This is a genomic window from Polaromonas sp. P1_F8 (assembly GCF_056405635.1).
This window is the reverse complement of the sequence record NZ_JBFUBS010000001.1, coordinates 1,661,150-1,675,506: the sequence shown is the minus strand read 5'-3', so window position 1 is coordinate 1,675,506 and position 14,357 is coordinate 1,661,150. Positions and strand designations below refer to the sequence as shown.

Annotated in this window: 15 protein-coding genes and 1 tRNA gene; 8 read left to right on the top strand and 8 right to left on the bottom strand. The window is 62.4% G+C overall.

Translation table 11 applies throughout. The features are described from left to right. Window positions 1–3: 3 nt before the first annotated feature. Together AC1D1J_RS07965 and AC1D1J_RS07960 are read right to left on the bottom strand one after the other, a co-directional pair. On the bottom strand, window positions 4–1,179 hold the full coding sequence (locus AC1D1J_RS07965; protein ID WP_477666665.1) for a UxaA family hydrolase: 1,176 nt from the start codon (window positions 1,177–1,179) through the stop codon (window positions 4–6). Between the two features lie 148 nt (window positions 1,180–1,327). Further along, complete coding sequence (locus tag AC1D1J_RS07960) at window positions 1,328–1,609, bottom strand: UxaA family hydrolase (protein ID WP_007862870.1); 282 nt, start codon at window positions 1,607–1,609, stop codon at window positions 1,328–1,330. An 83-nt stretch (window positions 1,610–1,692) separates the two neighbouring features. On the opposite strand from AC1D1J_RS07960, the gene AC1D1J_RS07955 reads away from it, so the two are divergent. From AC1D1J_RS07955 to AC1D1J_RS07945, 3 genes are read left to right on the top strand one after another with little or no spacing between them, the layout of a single operon-like run. Then, window positions 1,693–2,520, top strand: a complete 828-nt coding sequence (locus tag AC1D1J_RS07955; RefSeq protein WP_477687367.1) for a GntR family transcriptional regulator — start codon at window positions 1,693–1,695, stop codon at window positions 2,518–2,520. Next, window positions 2,517–3,347: an inositol monophosphatase family protein gene (locus AC1D1J_RS07950; protein ID WP_477694359.1), complete on the top strand. Its 831-nt coding sequence runs from the start codon at window positions 2,517–2,519 to the stop codon at window positions 3,345–3,347. Before AC1D1J_RS07955 ends, AC1D1J_RS07950 begins: the two co-directional genes overlap by 4 nt. Window positions 3,348–3,353: 6 nt before the next feature. Next, window positions 3,354–4,367 carry a YeiH family protein gene (locus AC1D1J_RS07945; protein ID WP_477694358.1) on the top strand — a complete coding sequence of 338 codons (1,014 nt, stop codon included), beginning with the start codon at window positions 3,354–3,356 and terminating at the stop codon, window positions 4,365–4,367. Window positions 4,368–4,390: 23 nt separating this feature from the next. Here AC1D1J_RS07945 and ftsY read toward each other — a convergent pair whose 3' ends face one another. Continuing rightward, the gene (gene ftsY, locus AC1D1J_RS07940) at window positions 4,391–5,518 is read right to left on the bottom strand and encodes a signal recognition particle-docking protein FtsY (RefSeq protein WP_477687370.1); all 1,128 of its coding nucleotides are present in this window, start codon (window positions 5,516–5,518) and stop codon (window positions 4,391–4,393) included. Window positions 5,519–5,853: 335 nt separating this feature from the next. On the opposite strand from ftsY, the gene AC1D1J_RS07935 reads away from it, so the two are divergent. From AC1D1J_RS07935 to AC1D1J_RS07915, 5 genes are all read left to right on the top strand, one after another. After that, window positions 5,854–7,332, top strand: coding sequence for a M16 family metallopeptidase (locus AC1D1J_RS07935; RefSeq protein WP_477694357.1), 1,479 nt, complete (start codon window positions 5,854–5,856; stop codon window positions 7,330–7,332). 37 nt (window positions 7,333–7,369) lie between these two features. Beyond that, window positions 7,370–8,770 (top strand): M16 family metallopeptidase, encoded by a 1,401-nt coding sequence (locus tag AC1D1J_RS07930; protein ID WP_477694356.1) that lies wholly within the window; start codon window positions 7,370–7,372, stop codon window positions 8,768–8,770. After that, the gene (gene rsmD / locus AC1D1J_RS07925; RefSeq protein WP_477694355.1) at window positions 8,767–9,423 is read left to right on the top strand and encodes a 16S rRNA (guanine(966)-N(2))-methyltransferase RsmD; all 657 of its coding nucleotides are present in this window, start codon (window positions 8,767–8,769) and stop codon (window positions 9,421–9,423) included. The genes AC1D1J_RS07930 and rsmD overlap by 4 nt, the downstream gene beginning before the upstream one ends. Window positions 9,424–9,505: 82 nt before the next feature. Further along, window positions 9,506–10,015 carry a pantetheine-phosphate adenylyltransferase gene (gene coaD / locus AC1D1J_RS07920; protein WP_477687373.1) on the top strand — a complete coding sequence of 170 codons (510 nt, stop codon included), beginning with the start codon at window positions 9,506–9,508 and terminating at the stop codon, window positions 10,013–10,015. A gap of 1 nt (window position 10,016) precedes the next feature. Next, window positions 10,017–10,286, top strand: coding sequence for a YfhL family 4Fe-4S dicluster ferredoxin (locus tag AC1D1J_RS07915; protein ID WP_477649594.1), 270 nt, complete (start codon window positions 10,017–10,019; stop codon window positions 10,284–10,286). A gap of 158 nt (window positions 10,287–10,444) precedes the next feature. Here AC1D1J_RS07915 and pth read toward each other — a convergent pair whose 3' ends face one another. The 5 genes from pth to ispE all read right to left on the bottom strand — a co-directional run bounded on the left by pth (window position 10,445) and on the right by ispE (window position 14,321). After that, window positions 10,445–11,059, bottom strand: a complete 615-nt coding sequence (pth, locus tag AC1D1J_RS07910) for an aminoacyl-tRNA hydrolase (RefSeq protein ID WP_477690314.1) — start codon at window positions 11,057–11,059, stop codon at window positions 10,445–10,447. Window positions 11,060–11,213: 154 nt separating this feature from the next. Then, a complete protein-coding gene (locus AC1D1J_RS07905; protein ID WP_431098044.1) occupies window positions 11,214–11,909 on the bottom strand; it encodes a 50S ribosomal protein L25/general stress protein Ctc in 696 nt (231 codons plus the stop codon). Between the two features lie 111 nt (window positions 11,910–12,020). Beyond that, a complete protein-coding gene (locus AC1D1J_RS07900; protein WP_477687374.1) occupies window positions 12,021–12,995 on the bottom strand; it encodes a ribose-phosphate pyrophosphokinase in 975 nt (324 codons plus the stop codon). A 226-nt stretch (window positions 12,996–13,221) separates the two neighbouring features. Next, window positions 13,222–13,298 (bottom strand) — tRNA-Gln (locus tag AC1D1J_RS07895). An 87-nt stretch (window positions 13,299–13,385) separates the two neighbouring features. Further along, a complete protein-coding gene (ispE, locus tag AC1D1J_RS07890) occupies window positions 13,386–14,321 on the bottom strand; it encodes a 4-(cytidine 5'-diphospho)-2-C-methyl-D-erythritol kinase (RefSeq protein ID WP_477694354.1) in 936 nt (311 codons plus the stop codon). Window positions 14,322–14,357: the final 36 nt, after the last annotated feature.

The window sequence follows — 14,357 nt, the reverse complement described above, 5'->3', positions numbered from 1 at the left end:
ATCTCAAGCGGATTCGAACAGGCGCGTCAAGACGAACTCACGGTGGCCCAGCGCTTCGGCTGCCGTCAGGCGGCCGTTGGCGGTGCGCAGCATGTTCTCCAGCAGCTTGTCGCCGGCCTGGTCGAGCGTGATATCGCGCTGCAGCAGCCCGGAGGTGTCCACGTCGATGTGTTCGCTCATCAGGCGCACGGTGCGCGGGTTCGAGCAGATCTTGATCACGGGAACAATCGCATTGCCGATCACGTTGCCCTGGCCGGTGGGGAAGAAGTGCACGGCGTAACCGGAGGCGGCGCACAGGGTCACCATTTCGGCCGCGGCACTGGACGAGTCCATGAACCAGAGGCCCGGGTGCGTGGGCATCTCGGCCTTGTCGATGACGCCGTCCACCGTGCAGACCTTGCCGATCTTCTGGATATTGCCCAGCGCTTTTTCCTCGATGGTCGTGAGGCCGCCCGCGATATTGCCCTTGGTGGGCTGCGAGTCCGACAGGTCGCTGGTCTTGTGGCGGTTGATCATGTCCTGGTAACGGTTGAACATGAACATGAACTGGTCGCGCACGGCATCGGTGGCACAACGGTCGGCGACGATCTTTTCACCACCGGTGATCTCGGAGGTTTCACCAAAGCACAGGTAGTTGCCGAGCGGGTGCAGCTTGTCGAAGGCGTTGCCGACGGTGGGGTTGGCGCCGCAGCCGGACGTGGTGTCCGATTCGCCGCACTTGGTGGAGACCCAGAGTTCGGAGATCCCGCAAACCTCGCGCTGCTTTTCGCTGGCCCATTGCACGTATTCACGCGCGGCTTTGGAGGCCTTCATGATGGTTTCATGGTCGCCGTGGCCTTCAATGCCGAAGCCCACCACCGGTTTGCCGGTCTTGGCGATGCCGTCCACCACTTTTTTGGTCCAGCTGTCTTCAATGCCGATCACCACGACGGCGGCGACATTGGGGTTGCAGCCGGCACCGATCAGGGTGCGAAAGTGCAGCTCCAGGTCGGCGCCGAATTGCAGCCGCCCATAGGGGTGCGGAATCGCCATGCAGCCCTTGATGTTGTGGGCCACCGCCTCGGCGGCTGCATTGGAGAGGTCGTCCAGCGGCAGGATGATGACGTGGTTGCGCACGCCGACGCGGCCGTTTTCGCGGCGGTAGCCCAGAAATGTGGTGTTTTTATCGATGACTGACATGGGGGATCCTTTTAAAGTTTTTTGAGTTGATGGTTTGGATGGCGTAGCGAGCGGGCGGCAGGCAAGGCGCAAACCGCAGACGGGCTCCTGCCCGGCGAGGATTTGCAACGCTGCATCCCGCCCGCGCAGTAGCCAGGCAAGCCATCAACTACCAGCGTTTGGTTTTGATGTTGTGCACATGGGCGTGCTGGCCGGCCTTGATGTTGGCAACAACCTTGCCCATGTCAATGCCGTACTTCAGCACGGTGTCGCCGACAGCCATGTCCTTGAGGGCCACCTTGTGGCCGATGGGAATGTCCTGCTGGGCCTGCACATTGATCATGCGGTCTTCGTCCATGATCCAGCCGGTCATGGCGGTTCCTGCCTTCACACCTTCCACCACCACAACGGCCACGGTGTCTTTGGCGTCATGCAATACAAAATGAATCATGGGGTCTCCGAATGGCCTGAGTTGAATCGAGTTGCCAGTTTTATGGGGCGGCAGCAGCTTGTCAATTCACTCATATATATGACTTGTACGACTCGCCCATCGGTGTTTCAATGGCGGCCGTGAATGTCAAAAACACATCGGCTCCATTGCGTCCGTTGATGAGCGAAGAGGCCATGCCGCTCTACCGCCAGGTCAAGCGCGAGCTGCAAAAACTCATCGAGGCCGGGCATTACGGCCCGGGTAAACCCTTGCCCAGCGAGGCGAATATTGCCGCGAGCCTGCAGGTGAGCATTGGCACCCTGCGCCATGCCGTTGACGAGCTGGTACACGAGCATGTGCTGGTGCGGCGGCAGGGCAAGGGAACTTTTGTGGCGCCGCACAACAATGCCCGCTTCATGTTCCAGTTTTTTCACGTGGAGCCGCGCTGGAACTTCGGTGACGACGACGCAGCGCGGGACCGCGACTACCCTGAAATTGACTGCATCGCATTTGGGCGCGAGCGGGCTACGGAGCAGGAAGCCGCCGCGTTGCGCATCAAGCCGGGCGAGCCCGTGTTCAGGGCGGAAAACCGCCTCGCCCTGCAGGGCAGGGTGGTCATGCATGACCGGCTGACTATCGCGGCGGCGCTGTTCCGCAACCTCACCGAAAAACGTTTTGTCGAAAGGCCCGGCACGATCTATGCCCTCTACCAGACGGACTTCGGCATCACCGTGCTGCGGGCACAGGAACGTGCACGCGCCGCGGCGGCCGACCGGACCCAGGCGCGCCTGCTGGGGCTGGCGGTGGGCTCTCCGGTGATGGAGGTGCACCGGCTGGCCCTGACATTCGGCGACAAGCCCGTGGAATACCGGGTCTCCACCATCAATACCCAGGCGCATGACTATGTCAGTGTGCTGTCCAAGAAAGCATGAACATGGACCTTGTTGTGGTGCTGGAGAAAACCCGGCTCGCGGGCATGGAGGCTGCCGCCCGCATCCGGAAAGCCCGGGCTGAACTGCAGCCGGTGGATGTCCACCAGAAGGCACCCGGTGACTGGGTCACGCGTTTTGACCGCGAAGTGGAAGAGGGCTTGCGCAGCGCGCTGCTGCAAGCCTTGCCGCAGAGTGGTTTTGTCGGCGAGGAAAGCGGCGGCGAATTGACGGAGCAGCCCACCTGGCTGGTCGACCCGATTGATGGCACGGCGAACTTTGCCCGCGGCTACCCCCAGTACGCGGTATCGATTGCACTGTGTGTGGACCGGCAGCCGGTGCTGGGCGTGATCGTGGATCCGTCCCGCCACGAAATTTTTACCGCGGCATCGGGCCTGGGTGCATATCTGAATGGGGAGCGCATGGCCTGCGCTGCCACACGCCCTGCGGGGCAATGCCTGGTTTCGACGGTGTTTCCGAAACCGGGCGCGCTTTTCATGGATGACTACCTGCGTGAATTTGGTGATGTGCTGAGAACGGTTGGGCAGGTTCGGCGAAGCGGCTCCATGGCGCTGGAACTGGCTTATGTGGCGGCCGGCCGGGCCGATGCCTTCTGGGAACGCGGCATGGGCGCTTGGGACGCTGCGGCCGGGTTGGTGCTGCTGCGCGAGGCTGGCGCCACGATGCGATCCCTGGACGGCTTGCCCCTGCTGCAAAGCCGGATGCTGGTGGCGGGAAGCCCCTCCGGTGCGGCGTTGCTGGAGGAAGTTCTCAGGCATCACTTCGGCGGTCAAAATTCTTCACCTCAATCCCCAAATATTTCTGTCTGATACCCCATGATTTTCAAATGGCGCATGGCGCTGGCTTCCCACTTTCCCGGCGTGCTGGTGTGCATGGTGATTGCACTGGCCGCGACGTTTATTTCCGAGCACTATGGCGGTCCCCAACTGCTCTATGCCTTGCTGATCGGCCTGGCGTTCCACTTTCTCAACAGCCACCCCAAGGCGGCCAAGGGCATCGGTTTTTGCGGCCGCGTGGTGCTGCGCGTGGGGGTCGCGCTGCTGGGCGCCCGCATCACGTTTGCACAAGTGGCCCAGCTGGGCGCGGGAACCGCCGTGGTCATCGTGCTGGCGGTGGTGTTGACGATTTTGCTGGGCGTGCTGCTGGCGCGCTGGCTGAAGTGTTCGCGTGATGAAGGCCTGCTGTCGGGCAGCGCGGTGGCCATCTGCGGTGCGTCGGCGGCACTGGCCGTGTCTTCCGTGCTGCCCCAGACGAAAGAAAACGAACGCTTCACCTTGCTGGCTGTTGTCGGTGTCACGGTGCTGTCGACGCTGGCGATGGTGGTCTACCCTTTCAGCCTGCAGGCCATCGGGCTCTTGCCGGGGCAGGCCGGTATTGTGCTGGGAGGCTCGATCCACGACGTCGCGCAGGTGGTGGCGGCCGGCATGATGCTCGGCCCGCAGGCGGGCGACACGGCCACCGTAGTCAAGCTGTTTCGCGTCATGATGCTGATGCCCATCGTGCTGTTCATTGCGGTGCTGTACCGCAACCATCCGGCCGTCAAGGTGCCGGAAACAGAGGTGCCGCTGGTACCGGGCTTCCTGATTGCTTTTGTCGTGCTGGTCATGCTGGCCAGTGCAGGGCTGATCGCAGCACCCGTGGTTCAGCTGGCCAGCGATACATCGCGCTGGATGCTGGTGACGGCCATTGCCGCTGCGGGTGTGAAGACCAGTTTTGAAGACTTGCTCAAGCTGGGCTGGAAGCCCGTGGCGCTGTTGCTGGCCGAGACTTTCTTTATCGTGGCCTTTGTGGTGATCTCGGTACTGCTGCTGAAACTCGGGATACCGTAACCGCAGGCGGCAACTTCGCTGGTTTAACCCAGCAAAGCCTGCGCAAATTCACGTGCGTTGAAGGTTTCCAGGTCTTCCAGCTGCTCACCCACACCGATGAAGTACACCGACACCGGGCGCAGTGTGGGTGAGGCAATGGCACGTTCACGGGCCCACAGCGCAATGGCCGCGAGAACGCCGCCCTTGGCCGTGCCGTCCAGCTTGGTCACGATGAGGCCGGTCAACTGCAGCGTGTCGTCGAAAGCCTTGACCTGGGCCAGTGCGTTTTGCCCGGTGTTGCCGTCAATGACCAACAAGACTTCATGTGGCGCGGTGGCATCCGCCTTCTGCACTACGCGCTTGATCTTGCGCAGCTCTTCCATCAGGTGCAACTGCGTCGGCAGGCGGCCGGCCGTGTCGACCAGCACCACGTCCTTGCCGCGCGCTTTGCCTGCGCTCACGGCGTCAAAGCTCACGGCGGCCGGGTCGCCGCCTTCCTGGCTGACGATCTCGACCGTGTTGCGGTCGGCCCAGACACTGAGCTGCTCACGTGCCGCGGCGCGAAAGGTGTCGGCCGCTGCCAGCAGCACCGAGGCGCCCTCAGTGGCCAGATGCCGCGTGAGCTTGCCGATGGACGTGGTTTTGCCCGCACCATTGACGCCGGTCACCATGATCACGGTGGGCTGGTACTGACCGATCACCAGTGGTTGTTCCAGCGGCTTGAGCAACTGCGCGATCGAGTCCACCAGCGCGTTCTTGACGGCCACCGGGTGCGTCATGCCGCCTTCCTTGACGCGGCGTTTGACATCGGCCAGCAGGTGTTCTGTGGCCTTGCTGCCGGCATCGGCCATCAATAACGCGGTCTCCAGGTCTTCGTAGAGCGCATCGTCGATGCGGCTACCGGTGAACACGGTCGAGATGCTGGAGCCGGTCTTGCGCAGCCCGGCCTGCAGCTTGCCGAGCCAGCGTTCCCGCTCCGGGGCCACGGCACCGGGAACCGGAATGGTGATGGGGGTGACCAGCGCACTGCCGATCAGGCCGCCGCCTGCAGGGGCCGGCGAGGGTACGGGTGTCGCCGGTTCAGGGGCCGGTCCGGCCGGGACGGCTGCATCGGGCGCAGAAGACGCCGGTGCGGCAGGAGGGGGGGATTTTTTCTTGAAAAAACTGAACATTGGGTATGCTTTGGAGTCTAGGGGTCTGTGAATACTATTTTTGCAAATGCGAATGGGGTGAGAAAGCCGCCAATCAAGGCGCGTGACGACGCCCAGACTTTCGTCTGGGCTAGGAGCGCAACGCCGAGTGGCGGTTTTCTCACTCCATTCCCTCCGGGTTGCGATCAAAAAGGCCCTGCGCGGCGTTGCAAAGCCTTGACGGGGTTCACCCCGCCTGCGTTTTGCGCCTTGCTCATGGCCTTTTTGACTCGCAACGCATCTGCAAAAATAGTATTCACAGACCCCAAGGCTGTTGCACCGTTGCGGGGCAACGTACAGCGCCACACAGCTATTCTATGAAACACCCTAGGCAATCCCTTTTGACCTGTCCAGTACCCCTTCCCCGCCCCGTTTTTCGCCTTTTCCATGTCCCGGCAGCCTTGCTGGCACTGTGCCTGGCCGGTGCGGCCCTTGCGCAGGCGCCCGCGACCGCGCCCGCACCGGCGGTGGAGCAGTTCACGCTGGCCAACGGCCTCACGGTCATCGTCAAGCCCGACCACCGCGCGCCCACCGTGGCCCACATGCTGTGGGTGCGCGTGGGCTCCATGGACGAGGTCGACGGCACGTCGGGCGTGGCCCATGTGCTGGAACACATGATGTTCAAGGGAACGGCGAAGGTCAAACCGGGTGAGTTTTCAAAACGCATAGCCGCCCTGGGCGGACGCGACAACGCTTTCACCAGCCGGGACAACACGGCCTATCACCAGCAGATTCCGGCCAGCAAGCTGGAAGACGTCATGCGCCTGGAGGCCGACCGTTTCACGGGCAACCAGTGGGCAGACGACGAGTTCAGGCGCGAGATCGAGGTTGTCAAGGAAGAGCGGCGCCTGCGCACCGAAGATTCGCCACGCGCCATGCTGTATGAGCAGATGACCGCCATGACGTTCATCGCCTCGCCTTACCGGCGCCCGGTGGTTGGCTGGATGAGCGATATCGAGGCCATGACGCCCGACGACGCGCGCGATTTTTACCGCCGCTGGTATGTGCCTGCCAATGCCGCCGTGGTCATTGCCGGTGATGTGGAGGTGGCGCAGGTCAAGAAGCTGGCTGAGAAATACTACGGCGGGATTCCGGTGCGCGCCGTCCCGGTGCGCAAGCCGCGCGTTGAGCCCGTGCAGGCCGGCGTGCGCCGCATGGACTTCAAGGCGCCGGCCAGCCAGGCCTATGTCAGCATGGTTTTCAAGGTGCCCAAGCTGGAACCGGCAGACCTGGCCGCGCCGGCCGCGGGCGCCAGCCGCGACGCGCTGGCGCTGACGGTGCTGGCCGCCGTGCTGGACGGCTACACCGGCGCCAGGCTTGACCGCGCGCTGGTGCAGCAGTCCCGTGTGGCCGACAGCGCCGGTGCGTCCAATGGCCTGATGGGCCGCGGGCCGCAGGTTTTTTCGCTCGACGGCGTGCCCGCAGCCGGCAAAACGGCCCAGCAGGTGGCCGACGCGCTGCGCGAGCAGGTGGCCAAGGTGGCGCGCGAGGGCGTGAGCGAGGCCGAGCTCAACCGCGTCAAGACGCAGTGGGTGGCCAGCGAGACCTACAAGCTCGACTCGGTGTTCAACCAGGCGCGCGAGCTAGGCTCCCACTGGGTGCAAGGCTTGCCGCTGGATGCCAGCGAACGCATCATTGCCGCCCTGCGCAGCATCACCGGCGCCGAGGTGCAGGCCGTGGCCGCGAAATATTTTGGTGACGACCAGATGACGATGGCAACGCTGTTGCCGCAGCCGCTGGACCCGAACCGCAAGCCGCGACTGGGCAACGCGCCCGCCGGTGACCTGCAGCGTTGAGCTGCACCCACGCATCCGAAAATTGTTGCCCAACATCATGATTGCTATAAAAACAATAGCTGCTAGCGCACGGTTCGTGAGCGCTGCGGGCCTTTTTGGCTTGTTTTTTCACTCGCTGGCCCTGGCCGCCCTGCCGATCCAGCACTGGACGCAGCCGAACGGCGCCAAGGTGTACCTGGTCGAAAGCCCGGCGATTGCCATGCTGGACGTGCAGATCGACCTGGACGCCGGCAACCGGCGTGACCCTGCCGACAAAGCCGGCCTGGCCAGCATGATGGCGGGCCTGCTGGAAAAAGGGGTGCGTGCCAGCAATGGCTTGGGGCCTGAAGTTATTTGTGGAGGACTGTGTGTTCCCGAACCGGCGCTCGACGAAAACGCACTCAGCGAAGCTTGGGCTGATCTGGGTGCGCAGTTTGGCGCCGGCACCACGTCTGACCGCCTGAGCTTTTCGCTGCGCACCCTGACCGACCCGGCGCTGCTGGACAAAGCCGCGGCGCTGGCCGCACGCGAGATCGCCGAGCCGGCTTTTCCCGAAGCTGTGTGGCAACGCGAACGCGCACGCTTGCAGGCCTCGATCCGCGAGTCCTATACCCGCCCGGCCAGTGTTGCCGGCCGCGCTTACACACCGGCGGTGTACGGCACGCATCCCTATGGTTATGAAGTCACGGAAGAAAGCCTGGCGCGCATCAGCGTGAATGACATGCGCGCAGCGCACGCCACCGGCGTGACGGCTTGCCGCGCGCGCATCAGCATGGTGGGCGCCGTGACGCGCGCGCAGGCTGATGCCATCGCTGCAAAATTGCTCTCGCGCCTGCCGCAAACGGCATGCGCCAGCCTGCCGCCATTGCCGGCCGTGGCCGAGGTCGCGCCGCTGGCCGCACCGGTGGAAAAACGCATCCCTTTTGCCTCGGCGCAGGCGCAGGTACTGATCGGCCAACCGGGTTACAAACGCTCGGACCCGGACTACTTTGCCCTGACGGTGGGCAATTACATCCTGGGCGGCGGCGGTTTTGTCTCGCGCCTGGCCAGTGAAGTGCGTGAAAAGCGCGGCCTGACGTATGGCGTGTCGAGTTATTTCTCCCCCGCCTTGCATGCGGGCGCCTTCACCATCAGCATGCAGACCCGGCCTGACCAGGCGGCGCAGGCCGTGGACCTGGTGCGCAAAGTGGTGGCCGACTTTGTCGCCAACGGCCCGCTGGAGACAGAGCTCAAGGCCGCGAAGGACAACCTGGTCGGCGGCTTTGCCTTGCGCATCGACAGCAACCGCAAGCTCCTTGACAACGTATCGAGCATTGCCTGGAACGACCTGCCCCTGAACTACCTCGATACCTGGACGCAGCAGGTCGACAAGGTCACGGTGGCCGATGTCAAGGCGGCTTTTGCACGCAAGCTGCAGCCTGAAAAAATGGTCACTGTTATCCTTGGCGCTGCACCATGAAGTACACGCCCGCTCCCACCCCAGCTCCCGCCMCCCCCAAGAACCCGCGCGCCAAAAGCGGCAAGGTCGTGGGCCGCAAAACCGTGCCGCCGGGTGAGATCCGCATCATCGGCGGCTTGTACAAACGCACCAAATTGCCGGTGCCCAGCAAGCCGGGCCTGCGTCCCACGCCCGATCGCGTGCGTGAAACCCTTTTCAACTGGCTGGGCCAGGACCTGACGGGCTGGCGCTGTATCGACGTGTTTGCCGGCACCGGCGCGCTGGGCTTTGAGGCCGCGTCGCGCGGCGCGGCCGACGTGCTGCTGTGCGAGCAGGATCCGGCGCTGGCGCAACAGCTCAAGACGGTGCAGGCCAGGCTCAAGGCCGACATGTGCCGTATCGAGCGTGGCGACGGACTGAGCGCCTTGAAACGCGTTGCGCCGGGCAGCCTGCAACTGGTGCTGCTCGACCCGCCTTTTGAGTCCACCCTGTACGAATCCACGCTCAAAGCCGCAGCGCAGGCCATCGGCCCGACCGGCGTGGTTTATCTGGAGGCGCCCAAACCCTGGACGGATGAGGAACTGCTGCCGCTGGGTTTGCAGGTACACCGCAGCGGTAAGGCCGGCGCCGTGCATTTCCACCTGCTGGCCGCTCTGGGTACGCCAGCGGGCTGAATCGCCGGCCCAGCCTTGCCTGCCTCGTGGTTACAGGGCGGCAATTGGCGGGTAAAAGGGTGGGGCGGGCATAATTCCTCCTATGGCCACCTCCCGCACTGCTGTTTATTCCGGCACGTTTGACCCGTTCACGCTGGGCCATGACGACGTCGTGCGCCGCGCGGCAGGGCTCTTTGACCAGGTCGTCATCGCAGTGGCGACGGCCCATCACAAGAAAACCCTGTTCACGCTGGACGAGCGCGTGGCGCAGGTGCAGGCCGCAACCCAGGGCATCGCCGGCGTCAAGGTGCTGCCGTTTGACGGCCTGATCATGGATTTTTGCGCAGCGCAAAAGGCCTCAGCCGTGGTGCGCGGAATCCGCAACATCACCGACTTTGACTACGAAGCGCAGATGGCGGCCATGAACCGCAAACTGCGCCCCGAGGTGGAAACCGTGTTTCTGTTGCCCGACGCACCGCTGCAATGCATCAGCAGCACGCTGGTGCGCGAGATCAGCAAGCTGGGCGGCGATGTCGGCCAGATGGTGAGCCCGGCGGTGGCGGCTGCCCTGGCGGTGGCGCACCAAGCGGTCAAAGCGGGTAAGGGGAACTGACATGGCCCTGATGATCACCGACGAGTGCATCAACTGCGACGTCTGCGAACCCGAATGCCCCAACCAGGCGATTTACCTGGGCAAGGAGATCTACGAGATCGACCCGCACAAATGCACCGAATGCGTGGGCCATTTCGATGAGCCGCAGTGCGTGCAGGTTTGCCCTGTGGCTTGCATTCCCATCAACCCGCAGCACATTGAAACGCGGGAAACCCTGTGGGAAAAATACCAGCGGCTGCAGACCATCATTCCGGTGGTCACAGCCCGGTGACCTGATCCCATCGGGGGATGTGGGTTTTCGGGTCTGGAAGGGTCCTGGAAGCCGAAATTCAGAGCCAAATTGGCATCAGGCCCAATGGGAACAGGCGCGAGCAGCTATAAAAATAGTAGCGCTCTCCTTCCGTATGGCGCGCCCGAAATCGCGGAATCTTAATCTTCGATATCCACCTTGCGCGGCGGTTTCGGCCGCGGTGGCGTGCTGGTGTGGATCATCATCGTGGCTTTTTCCATCTCGCCCTTGAGCAGTTCCGGCACGGCCTTGATGCAGCGGGCAATGCAGTCTTCAATCGCCACGCGGTGCTCTTGCGAAGGTTTTTTCAGCACCCAGTTGACCACCTCGGCCTTCACACCCGGGTGGCCCACGCCGATGCGCAGGCGCCAGTAGTCGGCCGTGCCCAGCTGCGCATGGATGTCGCGCAGGCCATTGTGGCCGGCATGGCTGCCGCTGAACTTGAGCTTGACCTGGCCGGGCACGATGTCCATCTCGTCGTGCGCCACCAGCACTTCCTCGGGTGCGACCTTGAAGAACCGCGCCAGCGCCGCCACCGACTTGCCGGACACATTCATGAAGGTGAGTGGTTTGAGCAGCCAGACGTTCTGGCCGTTCACCGTGATGCGGGCCACCTGGCCGTGGTAACTCTTGTCCAGGCTCAGCGGGGCTTTCAGCTCCTGCGAGAGGGCGTCGATAAACCAGAAACCGGCGTTGTGGCGGGTGGCTTCGTATTCAGGGCCAGGGTTGCCTAACCCGACAAACAATTTGATCATTTGGAGATTTCCATCCGCCCAATTCTAGGGGCGTGTCTGTCGTGCTTCGCATCCCTGGGGTTGAAGGGATAAGGCTGGTCAAGAAAAACGGCCCTTGTCCTGCGGGAGGACAAGGGCCGCGAGCCTTTTCAGGCCTGAGCGTGAAGTGGGTTAATTACTTCTTGGCGGCAGGCTTGGCAGCGTCGGCCTTGGCGCCGGCTTTGGCTTCCTTGGCGGCCGCAGCTTTAGCGGCTTTCGGATCCACCGGTGCGGCTGCTGCAGCGGCTGCTGCGGCATCGGCCTCGGCTTCTTCGGAAACGGCAGACACCGACACCAGAACCGGGTTGTCCTGGCCCTTGGCCACGAACTTCACGCCCTTTGGCAGGGTGATGTCCTTGATGTGCAGCGGCGAGCCCTTCTTCAGGCCCTTCAGGTCGACGGCGATGAATTCGGGGATGTCTGCAGGGAAGCAGGACACGGTCAGCTCGGTGATCACGTGGTTGACCAGGCAGTTTTCGGTCTTGACGGCCGGAGACTCTTCTTCACCGCTGTAGTGCACAGGCACTTTCACGGTCATCTTGGTCTTGGCTTCCACGCGCTGGAAGTCGATGTGCAGGATCTGCTGTTTGTACGGGTGCATTTGCAAGTCGCGCAGCAGAACCTTGTGTTCTTTGCCTGCCAGTTCCATCTGGAGGATGGAAGCATGGAACGCTTCTTTTTTGATGGCGTGGAACAACGCGTTGTGATCGATTTCGATCAGCGTGGGTTCACCGGTGCCACCGTAAACAATACCGGGCGTACGGCCGGTGATGCGGAGACGGCGGCTCGCACCCGTGCCCTGCTTTGCGCGCTCAAAAGCGACGAATTTCATAATCAACTCCAATAAAGAACGGACCGCGACCAGTCTCGTTCTGGTTTAAAAAGCTGCTTTTTCCTGACGATGAACATCGTGAGGCGAGGGCAGCTACCTTTTTGTTTCAGATCAGAACAGGTTGTCCTGGTCCGAAAACAAACTCATGACCGACTCTCCCTTGGCGATGCGCTGAATGGTTTCAGCGATCAGCGGCGCCACGGAGAGCTGGCGAATCTTCTTGCAGCTTGCTGCATGGGCGCTCAGCGGAATGGTGTTGGTGATCACCACTTCATCGAGTGCGTCGCCCTGGGCGATGCGGTCAATGGCCGGGCCCGAAAAAATCGGGTGCGTGCAATACGCATAAACTTTCTTGGCGCCGCGCTCTTTCAGCACTTCAGCTGCCTTGACCAGCGTTCCGGCCGTATCGATCATGTCGTCCATGATCACGCAGTTGCGGCCTTCGATGTCGCCGATTACGTGCATCACTTCGGACACGTTCGCCTTGGGGCGGCGCTTGTCGATGATGGCCATGTCGCAGCCCAGCTGCTTGGCCAGCGCCCGGGCGCGCACCACGCCGCCCACATCGGGCGACACGACCATCAGGTCGGTGTAATTCTTCTGCCGCAAATCACCCAGCAGCACCGGCGACGCATAAATGTTGTCGACCGGTATATCAAAAAAACCCTGGATCTGGTCGGCATGCAGATCCATCGTCAAAACACGCGACACGCCCACGGCCTGCAGCATGTTGGCCACCACTTTGGCCGTGATCGGCACCCGCGCCGAACGCGGGCGGCGGTCTTGCCGGGCATAGCCGAAATACGGAATCACCGCGGCGATGCGTTCGGCCGAAGCCCGTTTCAGCGCATCGACCATGATGAGCAGTTCCATCAGGTTGTCGTTGGTCGGTGCGCAGGTCGACTGCACCACAAACACATCACGGGCCCGAACGTTTTGCTGGATCTCGACGGTGACTTCGCCATCCGAAAAGCGGCCGACATGGGCTGCACCCAGTGAAATGCCCAGGTGCTGGGCGATGTCGGAGGCCATGCTCGGATTGGCATTGCCGGTGAAAACCATGAAGTCGGGATGGTGCGTTTGCATGTGGGGCCCAGCTGCTACAAGGACTTGAACGTGGCTGAAATTTCTGATCGAGGCAAAATACGCACGGGGACAACACGCTGCAACGGGGCTTGGCAGTGAGCGCCGCTTGCCTGTTTCCAAAAACACACAGACCCGCTGATACACATCACGCGGGTCTGTCAGGAGTCACACGGGCCCGCTCCGGGCGGGCCCGCAACACCGGGGCTACGGCCCACGGCGAGTAATTTGGCAGGGGTGGAAGGATTCGAACCTGCGAATGCCGGAATCAAAATCCGGTGCCTTAACCAGCTTGGCGACACCCCTACACAGGACAGTTGTTGTTGCCAACAACAGACCTATAAACTTTTTCATTTATGGTCGCTTGAAAGCGCACTTCAAAGAGCGGTTATTTTACCAACCGGCCAGAGGATGCACCTCCAAATTGCTGCATACCCGGACTATCCAGTCATCAGGCAAACCTGAAAGATCCGTCAAATCCGTGCCATGCGGCAGTTGCGCAAATACAGCACTTCCGGAGCCGGTCATGCGCCCTTGAAGATGTTTCGTTTTCAGCCAGTCGATCGACTGGCCAATCTGCGGGCACATCTCCTGCGCTACCGGCTGCAAGTCGTTGCGGCCGAATCCGAAATCAACCGATCTCAAAGGGCCTTCAGCATTTGCAGCAAAGCCTTGGATTGTAGCAGTTTCTGTGTCGCGTTTGAGCCCCGGCGCACCGAAAATTCCCGGTGTGGAGACACCGGCAGGGGGCTTAACCACCACAAAACGGGCTGGCGGCAAGGCCAGCGGCGTGATTTTTTCACCAATGCCTTCCACCCAGGCGTGGCCACCGGACAGGAAAAAGGGGACATCGGCGCCCAGCGACAGGGCGATGGCTTGCAGTGTTGGGGTCGGCAGGCGCACACCCCAAAGCCGCTGCAGCGCCAGCAGGCAGCTGGCTGCGTCGGATGAACCCCCACCCATGCCGGCTTCTGAAGGGACGCTTTTTTGCAGGCCGATGTGAACGCCCAAAGATGTGCCGCAAGCCGCCTGCAGCGCCTTGGCTGCCTGTACACACAAGTCCTCGGCGGGCAGGGCTCGGGATTCGCCGGGGTTGCCCTCGTTGAGTTGGCGAAGGTCTTCCCGGGTGATCTGGCCATCGGCGCGCAGTTCAAAGTGCAGGGTGTCGCACCAGTCGATCAGCATGAACGCGGATTGCAGCAGGTGATAGCCGTCGGGCCTGCGCCCGGTGATGTGCAGGAAAAGGTTCAGCTTGGCGGGCGCCGGCACGTCATACAGGGTTTTGAGCGGCTGCGCGGCGTGTGGGACGGGGGCGGTATGGGTCGTCATGAACTGGTGTCGCCAAGGCAATAACAGGAACCGGGA